Origin of the sequence: Halomonas meridiana (assembly GCF_009846525.1) — a bacterium.
In the GTDB taxonomy this organism is placed as follows: domain Bacteria; phylum Pseudomonadota; class Gammaproteobacteria; order Pseudomonadales; family Halomonadaceae; genus Vreelandella.
Map to the genome: position 1 here is coordinate 2,614,869 of NZ_CP024621.1, position 24,045 is coordinate 2,638,913.

Genomic DNA, 24,045 nt, shown 5'->3' on the forward strand with positions numbered 1-24,045 from the left:
GCTATGTCGCTGATTAAACAGCTTTGGCTGGCCATTATTGCGCTCTTGCTGTTGTCGTTTGTCGGCAGCTTGGCGATCAGTATTACCAGCAGCCGTGACTATATCGAGCAGGAAGTGCGCATCAAAAACGAAGACAATGCCACGACTCTGGCGCTCTCCATGAGCCAGCTCGACAAAGATTTAGTGATTTTAGAGCTGCTGATCTCGGCGCAGTTCGATACCGGTTACTACCGCTCAATCATTCTGCGCGATGCCGAAGGCGAAGTGTTGGTTGAGCGCCGCGCCGGTGAGTACAGCGGCGACGTTCCGGCTTGGTTCCGCAGCCTAGTGCAGTTCGATGTACCCACCGGCACCGCGACGATTCAAGATGGCTGGCGGCAGTTCGGCACGCTAGAGCTGGAGAGCCAGCACAGCTACGCTTACGCCTCGCTTTGGCGCAGCATGTTAGAACTCGCCGGCTGGTTTTTACTCGCTGGAGCCATTAGCTTAGCGATTGCCACCGTGATGGTGCGAGGCATCAAACATCCGCTAGTACGCGTCGTCGCTCAGGCAAAAGATATCAGCGCGCGACGTTTTACCACCATCCAGGAACCCCGCACGCTAGAGCTGCGTGAAGTCGCCCAAGCGATGAACGTGCTTTCCGCCAACGTGCGCCAAATGCTCAGCCAAGAGAGCCAAAAGCTCGATGAACTGCGCCGCCATTTGCAGCATGATCGCGTCACGGGTGCTTTAAACCGTGATGTTCTGATGGGCAAACTGGCATCGCTATTAGGCAGCGACGATGCCCGCGCCACAGGCCTAATGGTGATGGTGCGCGTGCAGGCTCTAGAGAGCTTGAATGACCAGCTAGGCCACCAAGCCACTGACAAACTGCTTAGCACCCTGGTCACAGAGTTGGCCGCCCTGGAAACCAGCGCCGACGAAGCGATGATTGGGCGCTTAAACGGCAGCGACTTCCTGCTGATGTTGCCGCTGGAAGAGCAGCCAGACGCCCTACTCCCCCGTTTGCAACAGGCACTGGAAAAGGTCGCTGCTAGTGCCCCAGAGGCAGACATACGCCTAGCGACGGCGGTAGTGGCTTACCACTCAGACGACGAGCGCGGTCCACTGCTGGCAACGCTAGACGATGCCCTGGCCGAAGCTGAAAGTGACAGCAGCACGAGTAATATCGCCCTTCGCCAACGTGAACAAGGTTCATTGTTCGGTAACCATACCGATTGGCGTAACGCGCTAACCGCGGCTATTGCCCAAGGCCCGCAGCTTGCTTATTTCCCCGTGGTCGATGCCCAGAACCGAGTACTGCACTATGAATGCCCGGCTCGACTAGAGTTAGCCAGCGTTTGGCAAACCGCAGGCCTGTTTATTCCCTGGGTTACCCGCTTTGCGCTTGAGCCAGCGCTGGACATCGCCGTTGTGAAAAAGGCACTCGTTCAGTTGGAAGCAAACCCCGGGCAGTTTATTGGCGTAAACCTCTCGATTGCGTCAATCAACAATGCACAATTCGTCAACGAGCTTCGTTTGCTGCTAGAGAAACAGCCTGCCCTCGCCAGCAAGCTCTGCTTCGAAGTGCCTGCTACGCTGACAGCGCACTCCATTGGAAGCCTGCGCGGGCTGTGCAGCGCACTGCGGCCACTTGGCTGCCAGTTTGGTATTGAGCACGTGGGCGCGGAATTCACTAAGTTGGCCGACTTACACGATGTAGGGCTTGCCTACCTCAAAGTAGATAGCAGTTTAATTCGCGGTATCCATACCTCAAACGAGCAGCAAACTATCGTGCGCGGCATGGCCACGCTGTGCCACTCGCTAGGGATTCAGGTGATTGCCGAAGGAGTCTCAACTCCTGAAGAGTTAGAAAGCCTGTTCCGCACAGGTGTGGATGGGGCGACGGGACCAGGCGTACGCTTGAACTAATCGCTCAAGCTACCTTTAGTACTGTGATTCAGGTAAACCATGACGCGGCATTGGCCGCGTCAGATAATCCCGCCATCATCACTAATCAAATTCACATCGTTCTTCGCGCGCAGCGACTTACGCTCCATCACCTTGCTCTGAGCGGCAGCGGGCAAATCGGTAAAGCTGAGCACGCCCTTCTCTAGCAGCACCTCCAGCATGTCTTCGACGACCCGCACGAACGCCAAGTCGGAGGCGACCATTTGCGCCGACTGCCCCGTTTGCTGGGCCAGAAAGGCAAACACCTCTGGCGAATCCGCCGCGATGGTGTCATTACACTCAGGCGAGGGCTCTTTGCTGAGCATCACAATCTCCCCACGGGCATTTCGTTTGATGTAGAGCATAGCGGCTTCCTCTGTAAGTAAACGCGCTGATTAGTTGCGAAAAGTAAACCTGGGTTAGAGACAACAAGGCCGCCCGGAGGCGGCCTTTGGGGTGAGTGGCAAATCAATCTCCGGTGGGGTCAGTTTTCAGCAAGGATTGAAGGAATGCCGATGGATCGGTACCTATATCAACACCTTTTAGTACGATATGCTGATCAGCATTTCCACCATCTTCGTTCAGCTTGCCCTCGGTATTGATGTGCAAAGTAGTACTGCCATCTTTTACCTCAGCCTGAACATAGTCACCGAGATTATTTTCATCGACATCTCCCCCAAGCAACTCGCTAATATCGAGAGCGTCTCCTTCGTCGGCATTGAAGTCCATGACGGTATCAGTGGCAGGCTGCTCGGGAGAGCCTTGGTCACCAAACTCCCACTTGAAGGTGTCAGCTCCTGCTCCTCCGTACAATAGATCATCGCCCTCGCCGCCTACCAATAGATCGTTCCCACCCTGACCATGAAGGATGTCGTCTCCCTTGCCGCCATACAACTCATCATTTCCACCGCGCGCGTCACCTGACACGTTCAGTTCTTCATGGTTTGTTTTAATGTAGTCGTACAGCTGCTGCTCGGTAGGCTCGACTCCGTCATTGCTAACTCTCAAGTACTCTTTAAGCGCAGCCATGCCTGAACCATCTGGCAATTCACGGCCTTCCCAATCCAAAGCATCGGTATTAATAGCATCACCAAAGATGATGTCGTTACCATCCCCACCGTCTACTACGTCATCACCTAACTCGGCCAGTTCGGTATTGGTCGAGCCGCTGACAAGTGCAGCGTTAAGCTCTTTGGCACTATTGACGATACTGACTTCACCTTGCAGCACATAAGGTGTGAGTTTTATGTTGTCAATATAAAGCGTGGCATCACCCAAATAAGTAGTCGCGTCATTTACGCTATACACGATACGGTATTCACCTTGCTCTAGCGCGCCACTCGCAGCCGAGTTCCAATTGTACGAGTAACCTAACGCACCTCCCTGGTTTTCAACATCGATCCAATTATTATCATTCAGCTTTTGCAGCTTCCACGCTGCACTATCGTACCCGTCACGGAAAATATAGGAAAAGGAAATACCTGCATTCTCATCTTCACCAACATCAAACTGAGGGGTAGCAACTGTATAAGCAGCATTATCCACTGACGTATCGCTAATTTTCATATAGCGATTCGAATTTCCTTCTCTGTTCAGAGTACCGCCAGATGAAGACATACTCCAGTTATTGGCATTATTCCAACCACCATTATTACTAAAATCAGCTAACACCTCCTCCGGCATCCCAAATGGAGCTTTAACCAAGCTTCCCTCCTCTGTATTGTCGAAATACTTAAGGTTATCAACGGTAACCCCATCGCCAATACCAATAGCATGTACCGAGCTCACAGCACTTAAAGGAGCGAAGGCCTCAATGGCGTCCAACATATCCTTTGGATCCGTACCTACGCTACCATTTGTACCGCTATTGCTCCGCGATGGATCCCCATCCGTCAAGAAGTAAGTTAAATTTCCAAAACCTTCATTCTCGCTTGGTTGCCCCGCAAACCACTGTGAGGCCCCAATGAATGCGCTTTCATAGTTAGTACCACCAAGCGCTTGCAACCCCTCAGTCTTTGCACGGCCAATTGCTGTTAACAGGTCGTCAATATTGTTTTCTGAAAGATTCTGAATACTCGCCTTCAGCTCAACATCTGTATCAAAAGCAATCAGCGAAACGTTAATTATGCCATCATGATTTTTAAGCTGTTCAGCCAACTGCAACAACGAATCCTTAATAAGCTTCATTCTTGAAGCAGCGTAAACACTGTCATTAATCTCATCAGGATTATTGCTAAAAAGACCATCTCCATTTAAGCCGTACTGCATAGAGCCTGAAGTATCGACAATAAGTGCAACATTGTAGTTTTTCCCCGGCTGAACATTAACGCTCGCACCGCCTTCATCAGCCACAATAACGTCACCGCCTTGGCCACCATTAACAGTATTGTCACCGTTATCATCAACCTTAAGCAGGCCTTTATACAAAGTAACACTGGCAGGAAGCTCAACGTGCTCAAAATTGCCGTTAACCTCGGTCACTACGGCAGTCAAATCTTGATCACCCGCAACCGGCACTGTTTTTGTTCCTACCCCATCACGGTCGAGATAGACCGTATAGGTGGTACCGTCCACGTCGAAAGTCGCGGTAGGGAACGTTGTTTCAAAGTCATATTGACTAGCATCAGGCGGATTTGACGTTTCTACTACGAACGTAATATCGGTTGGTCCATCAACGGTAGTTACATCCGCACCTACTACCTCTTGGTAGCTAATTGAGTGGATTAGATAGTCATCTTCAACGTCTACTGCGCTAAAGACAGCACTATTGAAAGACTGGCCATCAGGCATTGCAAAGATGTAGCTTGAGTCAATGGCATCAGTTCCAAAGCGACTACCCATATTAACCACGTCGCCAACCTGTTGGCCGTCAGCATTATAATAAGTCACTATTGCATCTGGCGACTGCCCCTCTACAACTGCATAACCAACCTTCTCATTATTGCTATCGAAAAACTCGACTTTCGCAGTCTCATGAGGGTTACGCCATGCCAAAGCCACATCAATGCTTTGCACTGCGTTGTTAAACTCTACAATTAGCTTTTCACTACCGTTTTGGTTGTCAAAGCCTAGCTCCGCATTGTTACCTGAAGCACTACCTTGTACGCCAAACCCGTCACGCCAAGAATCTTGATAGGTAGAAATTTCGCCCAAGCTGTTGTCTGGCTTCAAAGCTTTGATCGTAAAGCTGTCGTTATCGTTGACGTTATCAACAGTAACTGTTGCTGTTTTGATGATGGAGGCTTTGATTGTGACAGTGGTTGTGTCAATCGTGTCCTTCACCGTCACGGTGGCGGTGTCGCCCACGTTGAGGTTTTCGAACTCGTCACCGCCGCTTTGAACACTGGCGTTCACGGTGATGGTTTCACCGTCGAGGTAAACGTCGTCGCCCTGTACTGCAAACGGCGTCGAGGTGGCGGTGGTCTCACCGATACCAAAGGTCAGCGTGGCGCCGTTATCCAGCGCAATCACGAGCGGCTCGTCAGTCGGGGCGCTGCTTAGCGTGCCGCTGAGCGTCGCGGTGCCTGCACCTTCGTCGACCGTGACGTTGTTCAGCGTCAGGGTGGTCTCGGTGTCGTTGTCGGTGACCGTCGTGGTGACGCTGGTGTCGCCGGCCACCTCCAGGTTCTCAAGCGCATCGGCTTCGCCGGCATTCGCTTCGCTGACGGAGGCAATGCTGTTGGTGATCGCGTTCGTGTCGTAGGCGTCATCGGCCGGCGCGTCAACGGTGATCTCGCCCGTGCTGCTGTTGGCCGCAATGGTGAATACTTCGCCATTGGCCAGGGTCACGGTGATGGCGTTGTTCGCCGTGACCGGATTGCCACTGGCGTTGGTCAGGGTCGCGGTGTAGGTGATCTGGCCGCCTTCGGCCACCGATGGGGTGGCCGTTAGGCCCACCGTGACGGTGTCGATAGTGTCGTTCACCGTCACGGTGGCGGTGTCGCCCACGTTGAGGTTTTCGAACTCGTCACCGCCGCTTTGAACACTGGCGTTCACGGTGATGGTTTCACCGTCGAGGTAAACGTCGTCGCCCTGTACTGCAAACGGCGTCGAGGTGGCGGTGGTCTCACCGATACCAAAGGTCAGCGTGGCGCCGTTATCCAGCGCAATCACGAGCGGCTCGTCAGTCGGGGCGCTGCTTAGCGTGCCGCTGAGCGTCGCGGTGCCTGCACCTTCGTCGACCGTGACGTTGTTCAGCGTCAGGGTGGTCTCGGTGTCGTTGTCGGTGACCGTCGTGGTGACGCTGGTGTCGCCGGCCACCTCCAGGTTCTCAAGCGCATCGGCTTCGCCGGCATTCGCTTCGCTGACGGAGGCAATGCTGTTGGTGATCGCGTTCGTGTCGTAGGCGTCATCGGCCGGCGCGTCAACGGTGATCTCGCCCGTGCTGCTGTTGGCCGCAATGGTGAATACTTCGCCATTGGTCAAGGTCACGGTGATGGCGTTGTTCGCCGTGACCGGATTGCCACTGGCGTTGGTCAGGGTCGCGGTGTAGGTGATCTGGCCGCCTTCGGCCACCGATGGGGTGGCCGTTAGGCCCACCGTGACGGTGTCGATAGTGTCGTTCACCGTCACGGTGGCGGTGTCGCCCACGTTGAGGTTTTCGAACTCGTCACCGCCGCTTTGAACACTGGCGTTCACGGTGATGGTTTCACCGTCGAGGTAAACGTCGTCGCCCTGTACTGCAAACGGCGTCGAGGTGGCGGTGGTCTCACCGATACCAAAGGTCAGCGTGGCGCCGTTATCCAGCGCAATCACGAGCGGCTCGTCAGTCGGGGCGCTGCTTAGCGTGCCGCTGAGCGTCGCGGTGCCTGCACCTTCGTCGACCGTGACGTTGTTCAGCGTCAGGGTGGTCTCGGTGTCGTTGTCGGTGACCGTCGTGGTGACGCTGGTGTCGCCGGCCACCTCCAGGTTCTCAAGCGCATCGGCTTCGCCGGCATTCGCTTCGCTGACGGAGGCAATGCTGTTGGTGATCGCGTTCGTGTCGTAGGCGTCATCGGCCGGCGCGTCAACGGTGATCTCGCCCGTGCTGCTGTTGGCCGCAATGGTGAATACTTCGCCATTGGCCAGGGTCACGGTGATGGCGTTGTTCGCCGTGACCGGATTGCCACTGGCGTTGGTCAGGGTCGCGGTGTAGGTGATCTGGCCGCCTTCGGCCACCGATGGGGTGGCCGTTAGGCCCACCGTGACGGTGTCGATAGTGTCGTTCACCGTCACGGTGGCGGTGTCGCCCACGTTGAGGTTTTCGAACTCGTCACCGCCGCTTTGAACACTGGCGTTCACGGTGATGGTTTCACCGTCGAGGTAAACGTCGTCGCCCTGTACTGCAAACGGCGTCGAGGTGGCGGTGGTCTCACCGATACCAAAGGTCAGCGTGGCGCCGTTATCCAGCGCAATCACGAGCGGCTCGTCAGTCGGGGCGCTGCTTAGCGTGCCGCTGAGCGTCGCGGTGCCTGCACCTTCGTCGACCGTGACGTTGTTCAGCGTCAGGGTGGTCTCGGTGTCGTTGTCGGTGACCGTCGTGGTGACGCTGGTGTCGCCGGCCACCTCCAGGTTCTCAAGCGCATCGGCTTCGCCGGCATTCGCTTCGCTGACGGAGGCAATGCTGTTGGTGATCGCGTTCGTGTCGTAGGCGTCATCGGCCGGCGCGTCAACGGTGATCTCGCCCGTGCTGCTGTTGGCCGCAATGGTGAATACTTCGCCATTGGCCAGGGTCACGGTGATGGCGTTGTTCGCCGTGACCGGATTGCCACTGGCGTTGGTCAGGGTCGCGGTGTAGGTGATCTGGCCGCCTTCGGCCACCGATGGGGTGGCCGTTAGGCCCACCGTGACGGTGTCGATAGTGTCGTTCACCGTCACGGTGGCGGTGTCGCCCACGTTGAGGTTTTCGAACTCGTCACCGCCGCTTTGAACACTGGCGTTCACGGTGATGGTTTCACCGTCGAGGTAAACGTCGTCGCCCTGTACTGCAAACGGCGTCGAGGTGGCGGTGGTCTCACCGATACCAAAGGTCAGCGTGGCGCCGTTATCCAGCGCAATCACGAGCGGCTCGTCAGTCGGGGCGCTGCTTAGCGTGCCGCTGAGCGTCGCGGTGCCTGCACCTTCGTCGACCGTGACGTTGTTCAGCGTCAGGGTGGTCTCGGTGTCGTTGTCGGTGACCGTCGTGGTGACGCTGGTGTCGCCGGCCACCTCCAGGTTCTCAAGCGCATCGGCTTCGCCGGCATTCGCTTCGCTGACGGAGGCAATGCTGTTGGTGATCGCGTTCGTGTCGTAGGCGTCATCGGCCGGCGCGTCAACGGTGATCTCGCCCGTGCTGCTGTTGGCCGCAATGGTGAATACTTCGCCATTGGTCAAGGTCACGGTGATGGCGTTGTTCGCCGTGACCGGATTGCCACTGGCGTTGGTCAGGGTCGCGGTGTAGGTGATCTGGCCGCCTTCGGCCACCGATGGGGTGGCCGTTAGGCCCACCGTGACGGTGTCGATAGTGTCGTTCACCGTCACGGTGGCGGTGTCGCCCACGTTGAGGTTTTCGAACTCGTCACCGCCGCTTTGAACACTGGCGTTCACGGTGATGGTTTCACCGTCGAGGTAAACGTCGTCGCCCTGTACTGCAAACGGCGTCGAGGTGGCGGTGGTCTCACCGATACCAAAGGTCAGCGTGGCGCCGTTATCCAGCGCAATCACGAGCGGCTCGTCAGTCGGGGCGCTGCTTAGCGTGCCGCTGAGCGTCGCGGTGCCTGCACCTTCGTCGACCGTGACGTTGTTCAGCGTCAGGGTGGTCTCGGTGTCGTTGTCGGTGACCGTCGTGGTGACGCTGGTGTCGCCGGCCACCTCCAGGTTCTCAAGCGCATCGGCTTCGCCGGCATTCGCTTCGCTGACGGAGGCAATGCTGTTGGTGATCGCGTTCGTGTCGTAGGCGTCATCGGCCGGCGCGTCAACGGTGATCTCGCCCGTGCTGCTGTTGGCCGCAATGGTGAATACTTCGCCATTGGCCAGGGTCACGGTGATGGCGTTGTTCGCCGTGACCGGATTGCCACTGGCGTTGGTCAGGGTCGCGGTGTAGGTGATCTGGCCGCCTTCGGCCACCGATGGGGTGGCCGTTAGGCCCACCGTGACGGTGTCGATAGTGTCGTTCACCGTCACGGTGGCGGTGTCGCCCACGTTGAGGTTTTCGAACTCGTCACCGCCGCTTTGAACACTGGCGTTCACGGTGATGGTTTCACCGTCGAGGTAAACGTCGTCGCCCTGTACTGCAAACGGCGTCGAGGTGGCGGTGGTCTCACCGATACCAAAGGTCAGCGTGGCGCCGTTATCCAGCGCAATCACGAGCGGCTCGTCAGTCGGGGCGCTGCTTAGCGTGCCGCTGAGCGTCGCGGTGCCTGCACCTTCGTCGACCGTGACGTTGTTCAGCGTCAGGGTGGTCTCGGTGTCGTTGTCGGTGACCGTCGTGGTGACGCTGGTGTCGCCGGCCACCTCCAGGTTCTCAAGCGCATCGGCTTCGCCGGCATTCGCTTCGCTGACGGAGGCAATGCTGTTGGTGATCGCGTTCGTGTCGTAGGCGTCATCGGCCGGCGCGTCAACGGTGATCTCGCCCGTGCTGCTGTTGGCCGCAATGGTGAATACTTCGCCATTGGTCAAGGTCACGGTGATGGCGTTGTTCGCCGTGACCGGATTGCCACTGGCGTTGGTCAGGGTCGCGGTGTAGGTGATCTGGCCGCCTTCGGCCACCGATGGGGTGGCCGTTAGGCCCACCGTGACGGTGTCGATAGTGTCGTTCACCGTCACGGTGGCGGTGTCGCCCACGTTGAGGTTTTCGAACTCGTCACCGCCGCTTTGAACACTGGCGTTCACGGTGATGGTTTCACCGTCGAGGTAAACGTCGTCGCCCTGTACTGCAAACGGCGTCGAGGTGGCGGTGGTCTCACCGATACCAAAGGTCAGCGTGGCGCCGTTATCCAGCGCAATCACGAGCGGCTCGTCAGTCGGGGCGCTGCTTAGCGTGCCGCTGAGCGTCGCGGTGCCTGCACCTTCGTCGACCGTGACGTTGTTCAGCGTCAGGGTGGTGACGTCGTTGTCGTCGACAGTGGCCATCGTGGCGGTACTGGTGGTATCCAGGGCTTCGTAGTTGCCGCCCTCGGTGCCGGTGATGCTCAGGGTCTGGCTCTGCTCACCTTGCTGGTAGACATCGTCACCGCGACTATCGAAGGTCACGCTGCCAGTAGTCTCGCCCACGGCGATGGTGATCTGTTGGCCGTTGTTCAGCGTGATGACCAGCGGGCTGCCTTGCGGGGCGTTGTTGACGCTCGCGCTAACAGTAATCGATTCGCCTTCAGTAACGGCTTCCGGGGCGCTCAGCGTAATGGTGGTAGCATCGGCGTCGTCGCTGACGGTGACCGTGACGGTAGCGTCGCTGTCGAGGGCTTCGTAGTTGCCGCCTTCGGCGGTCTCGATGCTCAGATTCAGCGTGTCGGTGCCTTGCTGGTAGACGTCGTCACCGCGACTATCGAAGGTCGCGCTGCCAGTGGTTTCACCCACGGCGATGGTGATCTGTTGGCCGTTGCTGAGGGTGATGACCAGCGGGCTGCCTTGCGGGGCGTTGTTGACGCTCGCGCTGACGGTGATCGGTGAGCCTTCGGTGACGGCTTCTGGGGCGCTCAGGGTGATGGTGGTAGCGTCGGCGTCGTCGCTGACGGTGACGCTGGTTTCATCAGAGGTATCAATGGTTTCGTAGCCACCTCCCGTGGCCGTTTCGATACCAATCGAGATTGTGCCATCACCTTGCAGGTAAGCGTCGTCTGGACGGCTGTCGAAGGTCACGCTACCAGTGGTTTCACCGACAGCGATAACAATCTGCTGACCGTTGCTGAGCGTAATCACCAACGGAGTACCTTGCGGTGCACTGTTGATGCTTGCTGAAATAGTGATTGGCTGGCCCTCAGTAACCTGCTGAGGGCTCGTTAAAGTAATGACGCCATCGGTGCCGGGTTCTGGAGCAGGTACTGGATCAGCGGCATCACCCGCATCTTCCGCCGCCACATCGCCACCATCAAATTCAACAAACTCGGCACCTTCTAGGCCACCTTCTGTGCTGAAGCTGAGGGGGTCTGTCTCTTCAGCGATACGGGCAACACGCACGAAGCTGCTGCCGCCACCGCCGCCACCACCGGCACCACCACCCGCTGCGGTCGCATCGAGGATATCGAGCAGGTCGCCCTCTTCATCATCGAGTGCTGCAAGGAGTGCTTCTAAGTCGTCATCTTGTGCGCTGGCATCGGTGGCAACGATCAGGTCGCTTACCAGGTCCGGCGTGACGGCCACTTCTTGGCCGCCTTCAACAACATTGGCACCGGTACCATCAGCAAAATCCAGCTCGACACGGCCATCGGCAGAGGTGATGAGCGTTTCGCCTTCTTGAAGTACATCACCAATACGCAATTCACGCAGGTTGCCGTCTTCATCGCGAGCCCATGCCTGACCTGTAATTGCGATAACCGTTGCCGTAGCCATGTGTCATTCCTCACTCGTTGTTGGTTGCCGCCCGCTAGTACGTTATGACCAGATGGATGGGTGGCATATACAGCGAGATTAGGAGGGTATGGAACAAAAAAGTATTGTACCGATGGACAATAAAAAACGAGGCCCGCGGGCCTCGTTTTGAAGGGGATGCGACTCGGCTTGGTCCTTGCGGCCATAAGCCGAGTTACGTATCGGCTTGCTCGGCGACAGGCGCCAGCTTGAGAATCAATTGCAGGCGGTCTCGTACCGCCAACTTTTTGAAAATTGCGCTCAGATGGGCTTTTACCGTTCGTTCTGTGATATCCAACTGGCGAGCCACTTCCTTGTTGGTCGCTCCACGCGCGACGGCAAGGGCGACGCCGCGCTCTCGCTCGGTCAATAAGCGCAAGTAATCACTGTGTTGGTAACGGTCATGTTCGACACGCTGCTGAAGGGCTTTGAACGTACCGCCGAGCACTTTCGCCAATAATTCCTGGCCCACCCAAACGCCCTGATTGGTCACGACCAAGGCCACTTGGTTCAGCACGTCAGCCGCCGCCAGGGTATGAACATAGCCTCGTGCGCCTAGGTCCAGGGCGCTGAGCGCTTCTCGATCATCGGGGGCATAGCTGAGCACGACGACGATGATACCTTGCTCGACTAACCCGGGCAGTAATGATGGCCAGCTATCGACGGTCGTTGAGAGCCACACGAGATCTTTAGGCGCCACGTGCTGCCCAATCGCACCGGGTGTTAAGGCTCCAACATCTTGAAAGGCTTTTTTCCAGCGGGCTTTGATACTGCCATCCGTTGTTATGAACCAATGTTTCATCAGCGCTCCCCCATGGAATCTCGCCACGCTCTCAAAACAGGTTTTAGCATGAACTGCATCACCGTTCGCTTACCGGTGACGATATCCACCTGCGCCGTCATACCTGGTATTACCTGCAGTCGATCGGCGACGTTTTCGTTTTCTAAACTGCGCACCCGCACCAAGTAGAAGGTATTGCCCTCTTCATCTGTAATGGTGTCGGCACTGATGTGCTCAAGTTCGGCTTGCAGCCCACCGTAGATGGCGTAATCGTAGGCGGTCAGTTTGATCGTCGCAGGCTGTCCCGGGTGTAAAAACGCGATGTCTTGAGGCGCAATACGCGCTTCAACCAGAAGTTGGTCATCGCTGGGGACGATCTCCACGACTTCTTGCCCCGGCTGGGCCACTCCGCCAATCGTATTGATGTGGATACGTTGAACGATCCCATCGACCGGTGAGCGAATTTCCGTCAGCCGCACCCGATCTTGAAGCCCGGTTCCGGACTGCTGCAGCGCGTTGAGATCACCTAGCGCCTGGGCTAGGTCGTTACGCCACTCGCTGCGGCGCTCGGCACCTAATTCACGTAGCTGTGTTTCAGCCTCTTCGACCGCCGCTTCTAAACGAGAAACGGCCGCGTCGGCTTGGTTACGCTCGCCGGTGGCGCGGGACACTTCCCTTTGCAAGCGCAGCACTTCGACTTCGGACACTGCGCCTGACGCCAGCAGCGGGCGCGTCAAATTGAGCTCCTGGCTCGCCATGCTGGCTTCGCGCCCTGCCGTGTCTCGGCGAGCCTCGGCCTCGCGAAGCTCTTGTTCACGCTGGCGAATTCTGTCTTCCAACACGTTCTCTTGCTCACGCAGCTCTTCGCGACGACTTTCGTAAACTTCACGCTCTTGCATGACGATATTGGGCACTTCCTGACGCAGCTCTTCGGAAGGCTCGAAGGCGGTGCCGGTCGCCAGCGCGCGAAGGCGCTCGGCACGCGCTTCCAATGCAAATCGCTGGGCACGGTTTTCACGAAAGTCAGACACGAACCGGGTAGGGTCGATCTGCATCAGTACTTCACCCGCGTTCACGACCTGCCCTTCTCGCACCATGATTTGCTCGACGACGCCACCATCGAATGACTGGATACGCTGAAGCTGGCTGGCGGGAATCACGCGCCCTGCCCCTCGCGTCACTTCATCGATCGCGGCAAAGTAGGCCCATACCAACAGCGCGATGATGGTCAGCAGTACGGTGTACAGAAATAATCGCGCACGAATGGGTTCTTGCTGCATTCGCGCCCAGTCGGTGTCGCTGGCCCAATCACGATTGAGGTGGGCGGAGGTCACCCGCTTGGCAAACAGGCGATCCATGAAGGGGCGGAACGGTTTTTGGCCCTTTTCAGAGAAACGGCCAATCGCTTCAAAGCCTTTCTGCTCGGAAGTAGTGGAAGGTTTACGCGCCATTATGAGGCCCTCCCGATTTGGCCTTTACGTAGTGCTTCAACCACGGTATCCCGCGGACCGTCGGCCACCACTTTGCCTGCATCCATCACAATAATGCGATCTACCAGGGAGAGCAGCGAGGTACGGTGAGTCACCACAAGAATGGTTTTACCCGCCGCGACGTTTTTTAGGTTGGCTTTGAACGCCTCTTCACTGGCGTTATCCATGGAGCTGGTGGGCTCATCCAGCAGCAGAATCGGAGGGTCTTGGACCAGCGCTCGCGCGATGGCGACCGACTGTTTCTGGCCTCCCGACAGCGCTTGGCCACGCTCACCGACTTGAAGGTCGACCCCATGAGGATGGCTATTAACCAAGTTTTCCAGACCCGCTAACTCAATCGCTCGAAGCAATGCATCGTCGTCCACGCGGTCACTGCCGCCCCCGGCCACGATATTATCCCGCAGTGAGCCCGAAAACAGGCTGACATCCTGGGGTACGTAGCCGATATGGCGACGTAGCTGCAACGGGTCGAGCTGACGAATATCGACGTTGTCGACCAGCACCGCCCCAGAGGTGGGCTGATAGAACCCCAGCACGAGCTTGTTGAGCGACGATTTCCCACAGCCGATGCGCCCAAGAAGCGCCACTTTCTCGCCGGCCTTGACCGTAATGGAGACATCCTTCAAAGCGTCTCGCTCTTCGTTGGGGTAGCGCAGCGTCACTTTTTCCAAACGAATGTTACCCGCAAAGCTGGGCTTCTCTACGTACGCTTTACCTTCGTGACGCTCCACTTTTTTATCCATGACCGCATTCAAGGAATCCAATGCAGTGGAAGATTGGTGGTACTGCGCCAGCAGCGCAGCGGCTTGGCTGATGGGTGCCATGGCTCGTGAAGAGAGCATATAGGCGGCGATCAAGCCTCCCTGGGTGAGGTTGCCTTCAATGATTTGGTACACACCGACGATGATCACGCAAACGGCCACGCTGTGCTGCGCCCACTGCGCGACATTCGAGACCGATGTGCTGACCATCTTCAGCTGCGCGCCCGTTTTGGATAGAAACGCCGAGGCCTTCTCCCAATGACGCTGAATACGGCTTTCCGCTCGCAGCGCTTTGACGTTTTCCAACTGGGAAATGGATTCCACCAGTAAGGAGTTACGCTGCGCCCCAACCTCCCAGGTGGTTTGCGAGAGTTCGTGCAGCTTGCCTTGCGCCGCTAGGGCATAGAGCAGCACAAAGACAATCCCGACCAATACTGGCAACACCAGCCAGGGGTTGATCAGCGCGATGATGGCCGCAAACATTAGAACGAACGGCAAGTCTACGATGCCGAGGATGGTCGCAGAACCGATAAAAGCGCGCACCGATTCAAACGACTGCAGCGTGGAAGTGAACGACCCTGTCGAGGCTGGACGCTCTTCTAAACGCAGCCCCAGCGATTTAGCCATAATCGACGAGGAGAGTTTGACGTCTGCCCGGCTGGCGGCAAGATCGACGAAGCTGCTGCGCATGAGCCGCAGGGCCAAGTCGAAGCAAAGTACGATGAAGATACCAACGGCAAGCACCCAGAGCGTTTCAGTTGCCTGGTTAGGTACCACGCGATCATATACGTTGAGCACGAACAGTGGCATGGCAATGGCGAACAGGTTGATCGCCACCGAGCCTAGAACGATATCGCGGTATAGCCGACGATTTTCCCGAATAACCCCCCAAAACCAGTGCTGGTCTCGGCGCTTTTTGACACCCGGTTCGGACGCATTATCGGCTAAGAATTTGGGACGGACATAAATCGCTTCGCCGCTATAGCCAGCGTGAAGCTCATCCAGAGAGATCTCTACGTCCGACTCGGAGAGTTCTGGGAAAATGACGCGGGCTTTTTTTTGCTTAACATCCAGCCCTAACAAGACGCAGGCACGGCCAGGCTCTAACAAAAGAATTGCGGGGAACAGCGCTGGGTTGAGACCAGACAGCCGACTTTTTACGATCCGCGCGGTCAACCCCGCTCGAGAAGCTGCTCGCCCAAACACCGAGGGTGTCAACTTACCCTGTTCGAGAGGCAAACCTGCCCGAAGTGCTTCTGATGACACATCATGCTGATGAAACGAGGCAATGGCCTTAAGACACTCGAGCAGCTCATCGCCTGTATCCCGCTCATTGGAAACGGCTTCATCCGAAAGCGAGTCTGGCGCTTCCGTATTACTCAGGTTTGCTTGTGTCACAAAGACCTCGTTGCCCTAATACTCATTATGCGACTCGTGCTACGCACCCAAGAGGATGCGTCTGCCCGCCGCGATGGCACGGCAGGCGACGACTATTACGGGTGCCGGCATTGGCACGTAGTGCTAGCCATTGGTGACGAAGGCATCACCATACCCCATTCCGTGAAGTGTTTGTCGGAGTACTTGTGCGTCGCTCAGCGATGCCACCGGCCCCAACTGGACACGGTAGTTACCCGCCGATGCATACACCCGTGACGGGCTCGTTAGCTGCTCGCTCAACTCGGCGCTCAGCTGTTGCGCGCGGGTTTCTGCCGTCAGCGATGCGACTTGAATGTAGAGACTGCTTTCAATCGCCGCTGGCTCAACCGCCTCGTAGGTATAGGCAGCCGCACCAGACGGCACGACTACCGATTCGCTCGGCGCGTCGTACGCGGTAGCGGGGGCCTCACTCGTCATCGTCGCTGCGGAAATGCCGCGCGTGAAATCTTCCAGGGTGAAACCGCGCGGACCATCGGTGGCACACGCCATCTCTGGGTCTTGCGCCAAGTCTTCATAACCCAGTTCTGCCAGCGTGGGAATATCGTCGCGGACGACTTCCAACGTTTGCATGAGCTGCCCCATGGCAGCCAGCGTACGCGCATGCGCCAGGGTCAGATCGAATTCGGCATTGGCATACGCCCGGCTGGCTTCGAAGTATTCGTTCTCGCTGTCCAAAACGTCCAGCAGAGTGCGCTGGCCAATATCGAACTGTTGCTGATAAGCACCCCGGACGCGGTCGATGGATTGGCGGTGATCGTTCAGATAGCGCAGCTGCTCATTCAGGCGTTGCGTATCGTTGTAGGCGATTTGCGTCGTTTGACGCACGTTGGTACACGCCACTTCACGCTGATTGACCGCTTGTTCGATACGCGTTGCGGCCGCGTCGAAGGCAGCGCTGTCAGAACCGCCTCGGTACAGGTTCATGCTTGCCACGAGCTGAATGCTGTGCTCGTCGCTGCGACCTGCAATGGCGTCATCTTGGTTATTCGTGCCAGTACGGCCTTGAATGTCCAAACGGGGCATGAAGGCTGCCCGTGCGGCGTCCTGCTCCGCCCGCTGAACGGCAATATTCTCGATGGCGGCATGAAAATCGGGGTTGCCCTCGAAGGCCATCCGCACGGCTTCACTGACATCACTAGGCAGTTCATCGGCCAGAGAGGGTGCGGGTGACATGTTTTGAGGCGGCAGCTCGCCCACGATCCGCTGATAGCGCGCCGTCACGTCGTGAAGGTTCGATGCTTCGGTCATGAGGTTGGATTCGGCCAGCGCCAGGCGACCGCTGATTTGCTCAAGATCCACCCCTCGCCCTGCGCCGGAAAGCGCCCGCTCTTCAATTTGCGAAAAGACGCGCTGGTGCTCGCGGTAGTTGTCCTGCGCCAGACGCACCATTTCACGGAAAGGCAAGACATCCAGGTACGTTTCAAACGCTTCGAGCGCCACCGTTTCACTGGCACCCAATAGCTCGAAGTACGCAATTAGTCGGGTGCGGTCCAATCGCTCGACTTCGCTACGCGTCGCAAACCCGTCAAACACCATCTGCGTCAGCGTGAGCTCGGCAAAGTCGCTGCTGTAGCTACCACGACCATCGTTTTGTTGGTCTTGGCGCCCCACCCCAGCCCGGACATCAATAGATGGCAGATAGTTACCTTGTGCCACCCGAACGTCGCTTCCCGCTGCACTGAAATTGTTCCAGGCAGCGTTGACCTGCGGGTTGCTCACGATGGTTTGTTGGATGGTGGTATTGAGATCGGTCGTGCCAGGTGCATACAGCGTGGAGGGAAGCGGCTGCGCGAGCGCCGTGAGCGGCAAGCAGGCAATGGTGGTGAGCGTCAAGGGGCGCAGTGCGCGCTGAAATGCGAGAGGTGTTCTTTTCATTGTAACGTTGTCTTTCATGGCCATGTTCCCTAATGATCGTTTTCGCTACTGGTGAGCAAGTAGCCTTTCCTTTGCAACAACGCACCGACGCATTGTCACCCCCTGGGCTGCTTACCCGCTGCTGAGCACTACCTGACTGACAATAAGCTGTATGGCATCGCTGGTGATTTTGCCTGAGCAGAAGCACCTTAGATGAATGATATTAGCTTAAGTTAATCGCCTTAGCGGCAGTGACAAGCTGTAAAAACAAAAGTCACAAAAATTTACAATAAAACCTCAAAAAAACACACTACGCTGTCGACGCATGCCGCGCTTGCGGCAGTTGCTGAATCGCCAAGCCGCATAGAATCAACACTAGCCCCACCAAGGTAGAGAGCCGCATGGGCTCGCCAACGATCAAGAAAAGCAGCAATAAAGAGACAGGAGGGGACAGAAAAATCAGGTTGGACACCTTGGCAGTTCGAGAAACGCTCTGGACCGCCATCTGCCATAGTACGAAAGCAATGCCCATTTCAAACAGCCCGACATACACCCCAGCCCCAAGGGCAGCCCATCCGTGCCACTGAAACCCAGGCCCCAAAAGTAACAGAACTGTTAAAACAGGTAACCCAACACTGAAGTTCTGCCACTGACCGACCAGCGGCTGGCGGGAGTCCTTGGCATTGAGCAGCCAATAGAGCGCCCATAGCAGCGTGGAGGCTAGCGCAAACACGACCCCAAGCGGGTTTTCGAAGGCGACGTTGAACACCTCCCCTCGGGTGGCAATCACCCAAACACCGCTGTAGGCCACCAGGCCTGCCGCCACGTCCAGACGCGTCAGCCGATGACCTAAAATGGGCACCGCTAAGAAAGCCATCGCCAATGCCCACGTATAGTTCAGTGCCATGGCTTCTTGGCCAGGCAGCCGATCGTAGGCTGCAAATAGTACTAGGTAGTAGGCTACCGGGTTCATCACACCTGCCCACAGAGCTGTTCGCCACCCCCGGCGAAGCGCGACACCCATATTGCCTTGCTTGAGAACGATGATGCCCATGAGCAGCCATGACACCAGCGCTGCCCACCACATCAATTCGAGCGGGCTCATCCACGCCAGCGCCACCTTGAATGCCGTCGCCACGGTCGACCACAGAGCCACCGCCCCAAGGCCATAAAGCATCGCCCGTTGATCTTGCGTCATTGATCGATGTGTCCTAGATCCTGAGCAGGGTCGATCTGGTCGCGCACCTGCCGTTTGAGCGTTTTGATATCGGGAAACCCACCTTCCCGCTTGCGCTCCCAAAGCAGCGTGTCATCACACCAGATTTCGAAAGTACCGCCATGGGAGGGAGACAGTGCGACTTCCGTCAGCTGTTCGCCAAACGTGGACAGAAGCTCTTGGGCGTACCAAGCGCTGCGTAGCAGCCACTGACACTGGGTGCAGTAGCGAATATGAATGCGTGCCATCGTATAAATCCTTATCGATCAGTTCCTTTGCTACGCGCGGCGTTCGATGAAGCCTTTCGTCAGCATTATGTGGCATCCTAAAGGCATTCTGTCATCTTATACGAGTCACCGCCAAGGAACCGACAATGGCCCAAAAGGACGTTTCACAGACACAGCTTTACGAGTGGCTAACCGGCGACGACGACAGCCGGATGTGCGACGACATTCCTGATGGCGCGTGCCAAGAACAGCCGCGCAACTTTTTCCTTCATCTGCTGGCATCGCTAGGCAACAAGCTCGCCGATGAGCTGTCGAGCGCACGGCTAGTGCTGCCCTGGCTGTTGGGTATCATCGGTGCGCCGGTGTGGATGGTGGGCTTGCTCGTCCCCATCCGCGAAGCAGGCGCGCTGCTACCGCAACTGTTCGTGGCGGGCTTCATTCGTTTGAAGCCACAGCGTAAATGGGTCTGGGTCGCGGGCGCCACCGTGCAGGCAATCGCCGCCGCAGTGCTTGCTCTGCTTGCTTTGATGGGAAGCGGTGCGATGGGCGGGGCGCTGGTTTTGGCGGCGCTCATACTACTCTCACTAGCGCGGGGGCTCTCTTCGATTGCCACCAAGGACGTACTGGGTAAGACCATTGCCAAGCGCCGTCGCGGTACGCTGATGGGTTGGAGTGGCAGTATCGCCGGTGCTGCCACACTGGTGGCCGGCGGGGTATTGGTAGCCTTCGGCGACCGACCGGGCCATGTTGCCTTGGCTACCCTATTAGGAGTCGCTGCCGGTGGGTGGTTGCTCAATGCGCTATGCGCGGCGCGCATCAACGAAGTGCCCGGTGCCGTGGAAGGCGGCGAGAATGCCTGGGACAGCATCAAGCTCGGGATGTCTCTGATGCGTGAGGATGCCACGTTCCTGCACTTCAACCTTGCCCGGGCACTGCTGCTATCAAGCGCACTCGCTTTGCCCTACGTGGCCCTGCTTGGCCAACAGCAAAGCGGCACCGAACTTGGCGGGCTGGGCATTCTAGTCGTGGTCTCGGGGTTAGCCGCTATGGTGGCCAGCCCGATTTGGGGGAAACGAGCGGACCGTTCCAGCCGCCGGGTGATGCGTGACGCGGCCATCGGCACGGCCATTTGCTGCCTGTTGGGTGCTCTGATTGCGTGGTTGCCGGGCAGTTGGACACAGAGCGTACTGCCCTACGCGGGCGTGTACGCGTTACTGGTGGTGGTTCACCATGGCGTACGTTTAGGGCGTAAAACCTATTTGGTCGACATCGCTAATCAAGACAATAGAGCCCTGTATGTCGCGCTTTCCAACACCTTCACCGGGGTGCTAATGCTGGTCGTTGGTGGCATGATGGGCGCATTGGCACAGTGGCTGGGCAGCGCTATGCTGCTGGTGATATTGGCGTTGACGGCCATCGGCGCCATGCTCAGTGCACAGCGCCTCCCGGAGGCCGAATAGCATTGCCGATTGCAAAGCCGAACCACGCTCGCCATGATGGTCAGCAAATCACGGTGGCTAGCTGTTTTTTTGCTATCCTACCTTTGTTTGATGGTGTGAAAGACTGCATCGTCCTGCACTTAAGAGCGCCCCGCGCTGACGCACAGCGCCACGGCGAAGAAAGACGAGAAGCAACAGGAACCCATTGATGAAACGATCTCCCTTGATAAGCCCGGAGTTACTCGAACGCATTGTTGACGCTTCTGAAGATGGCATCGTCGTTGCAGAGCAGGAAGGTGACGAAAACATCCTGATTTACGTGAACAAAGGTTTTGAACGTTTAACGGGCTACAGTGCGGATGAAATCCTCTATCGCGACTGCCGCTTCCTTCAAAACGAAGATCGCGATCAAGATGCCCTCATGTCGATCCGTGAGGCGCTTCAGGATGGCCGCCCTTCTCGTGAAGTGCTGCGTAACTACCGCAAAGACGGCACGATGTTTTGGAACGAGCTATCGATCACGCCGGTTTACGACGAAGCCGACAAACTGATGTACTACATCGGGGTACAAAAAGACGTCACGGAGCGTGTCGAAGCGCAGTTGGCGCTGGCAGAACTAAAAAAACAGCAAGAGCACGCGGAGTAACGGTTAGCCGCCATGGGCGCTTACCAATAGCAAAAAGACTCGAACGCGCGCCTACTGCCCCTATGCCCGCAGTGATGCAAACATTCTTCAAAAACGCTTGAACTTCCAACCCAGTGGCGCTATATAGCGCCTAGGCGCTTAATGAGCGTTAGGCGCTTCTTGCTTCATACGTCGGTTGTATTGGTATGGCGCAAGAAGCCGTTGTGATGCCGGTGCGCCGGCTTGGGTTGGAGGGCATACCATGAGCCGTGACCCCTTAAATCGTGAAACCTACACCAACGACGGGCTTGACGCAGACGAGTTCGACAACCTGGATGCCGTCAACGACGATCACTACGGTAAAAGCAAACCCAGTAAAGCGGATACACTGCGCGCCCGTCGCCAGGTAGAAGCGTGGCTGGAAGAGCGGCGTTTACAGCGCGCAATCGAAGACGATTGGGATGAAGAAGAGTAACGCCTTGCCAATCTGCCAAGCAGTTCCAAGGTAATGACGACCCGAGGGGCACCGAGCGCGTGCCCTTCTTTTTTGGCGCTGCTTGCGCCGCCGGTTTACTGGCCTTTAGCCGCGCTGGGCACTATCATCTGTGCACCAAGCCAGCCTCGTGCTGGTCTCGCTTTTACCACAACCTAACGGATTTCCATGGCGCAATACGTATTCACCATGAATCGGGTTGGCAAAGTAGTGCCGCCCAAAAAGCAAATTCTCAAGGATATTTCCCTCTCGTTCTTTCCTGGCGCCAAGATTGGTGTGCTGGGCTTGAACGGTGCCGGTAAATCCACGCTGCTGCGCATTATGGCCGGTGTCGATAAAGAGTTTGAAGGTGAAGCTCGTCCGATGCCCGGTATCAATGTGGGCTACCTGCCCCAGGAGCCGCAGCTCGACGACGAGAAAAACGTCCGGGATACCGTCGAAGAGGCGCTGGGTGCCATCAAAGAAGCACAGGAAAAGCTCGACGCGGTCTACGCCGCCTACGCTGAACCTGACGCGGATTTCGATGCCCTGGCCAGCGAGCAAGCGCGCCTTGAGAACATCATCGAAGCGGCCGATGCGCACAACCTCGAGCGTAAGCTGGAAGTGGCCGCAGAGGCGCTGCGTCTGCCGCCGTGGGAGGCAAAAGTCGGCCACCTCTCTGGGGGCGAGCGCCGCCGTGTGGCGCTATGCCGCCTGCTGCTCTCCAGCCCGGACATGCTGCTGCTGGACGAACCAACCAACCACTTGGATGCCGAGTCCGTTGCTTGGCTCGAGCGCTTCCTGCACGACTACAACGGCACCGTCGTGGCAATCACCCACGACCGCTACTTCCTCGATAACGTCGCAGGCTGGATTCTCGAGCTCGACCGGGGGCAGGGCATTCCGTTCGAAGGTAACTACTCTCAGTGGCTAGAGCAGAAAGAGCAGCGCCTGACCCAAGAAGCGAAGCAAGAAGCGTCTCGTCAGAAAGCCATCAAGCAAGAGCTTGAGTGGGTGCGCAGCAATGCCAAAGGCCGCCAAGCGAAGAGCAAAGCGCGTCTTAACCGCTTCGAAGAGATGCAGTCGGGCGACTTCCAGAAACGTAACGAGACCAACGAGATCTACATTCCGCCCGGCCCGCGCCTGGGTGACAAGGTCATCGAGTTTCATAACGTCACTAAGCGCTTCGATGACAAACTGCTCTATCAGGACCTCTCCTTTACCATTCCGCCGGGGGCGATCGTGGGCATTGTGGGGGGTAACGGTGCCGGTAAATCGACGCTGTTCAAGCTAGTGACCGGCAAAGAGCAGCCGGATAGCGGTGACGTGGTGATCGGCGACACCGTCGATATTGCCTATGTCGAACAGTTGCGGGACGCGCTGGATGACAAGCAAACCGTTTGGGAGGCGGTATCCGATGGTCAGGATATCCTCAACATCAACGGTTATGAGGTGTCTTCACGGGCTTACGTGGGTCGCTTCAACTTCAAGGGTAACGACCAGCAGAAGCGTCTGGACGAGCTCTCCGGCGGTGAGCGTGGCCGCCTGCAGTTGGCTCAAACGCTGAAGCAGGGAGCCAACGTCCTGTTGTTGGATGAACCCTCGAACGACCTGGATATCGAAACCCTGCGCGCGCTGGAAGAGGCGCTGCTCGCCTTCCCCGGCTGCGCGATGGTGATCTCTCACGACCGCTGGTTCCTGGATCGTATCTCCACGCACATCTTGGCGTTTGAAGGCGACTCTGAAGTGGTGTTCTTCGACGGCAACTACACCGAGTACGAAGAGGATCACAAAAAACGCGTGGGCAATGACACACCGAAGCGCATGAAGTACAAGCGCATCGACGCCTAACGTCGCGTTGCTCGACACAAAAAGCCCTGCTGATGCAGGGCTTTTTTTATGGCGATGGGATCGCGTCTGCCGAATGATTCATCCAGCGGGCCACGTAAACTCACGCCCGCCCAGTAGATGCATATGAATATGGTAGACGGTCTGCCCTCCCATCTCGTTGCAGTTCATGACGACCCGGTAACCCTCTTCGGCAAAGCCTTGCTGCTTGGCGAGCTGCGCCGCGGTGTGCTGTAAGCGACCCACGAGCGCCAAATCGTCGGCTTCGATATCGTTCAGCGTAGGGATATGCTTCTTGGGAATGATGAGCTGATGTGTCGGCGCTTGAGGGCTGATGTCATTGAACGCCAGAACGTGCTCATCCTCGAACACGATGTCCGCCGGAATATCGCGGTTAATGATCTTACAGAACAGGCACTCCATCGCAGCCTCCTTACGTTTGGC

At 57.2% G+C, this 24,045-nt stretch carries 14 protein-coding genes; 5 read left to right on the top strand and 9 right to left on the bottom strand.

All coding sequences use genetic code 11. The features are described from left to right. Positions 1-3 precede the first annotated feature (3 nt). Positions 4-1,911, top strand: coding sequence for an EAL domain-containing protein (locus CTT34_RS12560; RefSeq protein ID WP_159342734.1), 1,908 nt, complete (start codon positions 4-6; stop codon positions 1,909-1,911). Positions 1,912-1,970: 59 nt separating this feature from the next. Here CTT34_RS12560 and CTT34_RS12565 read toward each other — a convergent pair whose 3' ends face one another. The 8 genes from CTT34_RS12565 to CTT34_RS12600 form a co-directional block, all read right to left on the bottom strand. Continuing rightward, positions 1,971-2,294 carry a tryptophan synthase subunit beta like protein gene (locus CTT34_RS12565; protein ID WP_159342735.1) on the bottom strand — a complete coding sequence of 108 codons (324 nt, stop codon included), beginning with the start codon at positions 2,292-2,294 and terminating at the stop codon, positions 1,971-1,973. A 103-nt stretch (positions 2,295-2,397) separates the two neighbouring features. Further along, on the bottom strand, positions 2,398-11,433 hold the full coding sequence (locus CTT34_RS12570; RefSeq protein ID WP_159342736.1) for a retention module-containing protein: 9,036 nt from the start codon (positions 11,431-11,433) through the stop codon (positions 2,398-2,400). Positions 11,434-11,626: 193 nt separating this feature from the next. Further along, entirely contained in the window at positions 11,627-12,253 is a 627-nt protein-coding gene (locus CTT34_RS12575) for a response regulator transcription factor (protein WP_159342737.1), read from the bottom strand. Beyond that, the gene (locus tag CTT34_RS12580) at positions 12,253-13,683 is read right to left on the bottom strand and encodes an HlyD family type I secretion periplasmic adaptor subunit (protein ID WP_159342738.1); all 1,431 of its coding nucleotides are present in this window, start codon (positions 13,681-13,683) and stop codon (positions 12,253-12,255) included. The genes CTT34_RS12575 and CTT34_RS12580 overlap by 1 nt, the downstream gene beginning before the upstream one ends. Further along, a complete protein-coding gene (locus CTT34_RS12585; protein WP_159343790.1) occupies positions 13,683-15,866 on the bottom strand; it encodes a type I secretion system permease/ATPase in 2,184 nt (727 codons plus the stop codon). Before CTT34_RS12585 ends, CTT34_RS12580 begins: the two co-directional genes overlap by 1 nt. 138 nt (positions 15,867-16,004) lie before the next feature. Then, positions 16,005-17,795, bottom strand: coding sequence for a TolC family outer membrane protein (locus CTT34_RS12590; protein ID WP_407071537.1), 1,791 nt, complete (start codon positions 17,793-17,795; stop codon positions 16,005-16,007). 289 nt (positions 17,796-18,084) lie between these two features. Continuing rightward, a complete protein-coding gene (locus CTT34_RS12595) occupies positions 18,085-18,972 on the bottom strand; it encodes a DMT family transporter (RefSeq protein WP_159342740.1) in 888 nt (295 codons plus the stop codon). Then, positions 18,969-19,238, bottom strand: a complete 270-nt coding sequence (locus tag CTT34_RS12600) for an Rdx family protein (protein ID WP_159342741.1) — start codon at positions 19,236-19,238, stop codon at positions 18,969-18,971. The genes CTT34_RS12595 and CTT34_RS12600 overlap by 4 nt, the downstream gene beginning before the upstream one ends. A 125-nt stretch (positions 19,239-19,363) precedes the next feature. On the opposite strand from CTT34_RS12600, the gene CTT34_RS12605 reads away from it, so the two are divergent. The 4 genes from CTT34_RS12605 (at position 19,364) to ettA (ending at position 23,604) form a co-directional block, all read left to right on the top strand. Next, positions 19,364-20,677: an MFS transporter gene (locus CTT34_RS12605; RefSeq protein WP_159342742.1), complete on the top strand. Its 1,314-nt coding sequence runs from the start codon at positions 19,364-19,366 to the stop codon at positions 20,675-20,677. A 187-nt stretch (positions 20,678-20,864) separates the two neighbouring features. Further along, positions 20,865-21,302 (top strand): PAS domain S-box protein, encoded by a 438-nt coding sequence (locus tag CTT34_RS12610; RefSeq protein WP_139526853.1) that lies wholly within the window; start codon positions 20,865-20,867, stop codon positions 21,300-21,302. 241 nt (positions 21,303-21,543) lie between these two features. After that, the gene (locus CTT34_RS12615) at positions 21,544-21,756 is read left to right on the top strand and encodes a PA3496 family putative envelope integrity protein (protein WP_044628513.1); all 213 of its coding nucleotides are present in this window, start codon (positions 21,544-21,546) and stop codon (positions 21,754-21,756) included. Positions 21,757-21,942: 186 nt separating this feature from the next. Next, complete coding sequence (gene ettA / locus CTT34_RS12620) at positions 21,943-23,604, top strand: energy-dependent translational throttle protein EttA (protein ID WP_159342743.1); 1,662 nt, start codon at positions 21,943-21,945, stop codon at positions 23,602-23,604. 78 nt (positions 23,605-23,682) lie between these two features. On the opposite strand, the gene CTT34_RS12625 is transcribed toward ettA, so the two are convergent. Further along, positions 23,683-24,024, bottom strand: a complete 342-nt coding sequence (locus CTT34_RS12625; RefSeq protein WP_159342744.1) for a histidine triad nucleotide-binding protein — start codon at positions 24,022-24,024, stop codon at positions 23,683-23,685. Between the last annotated feature and the right edge of the window lie 21 nt (positions 24,025-24,045).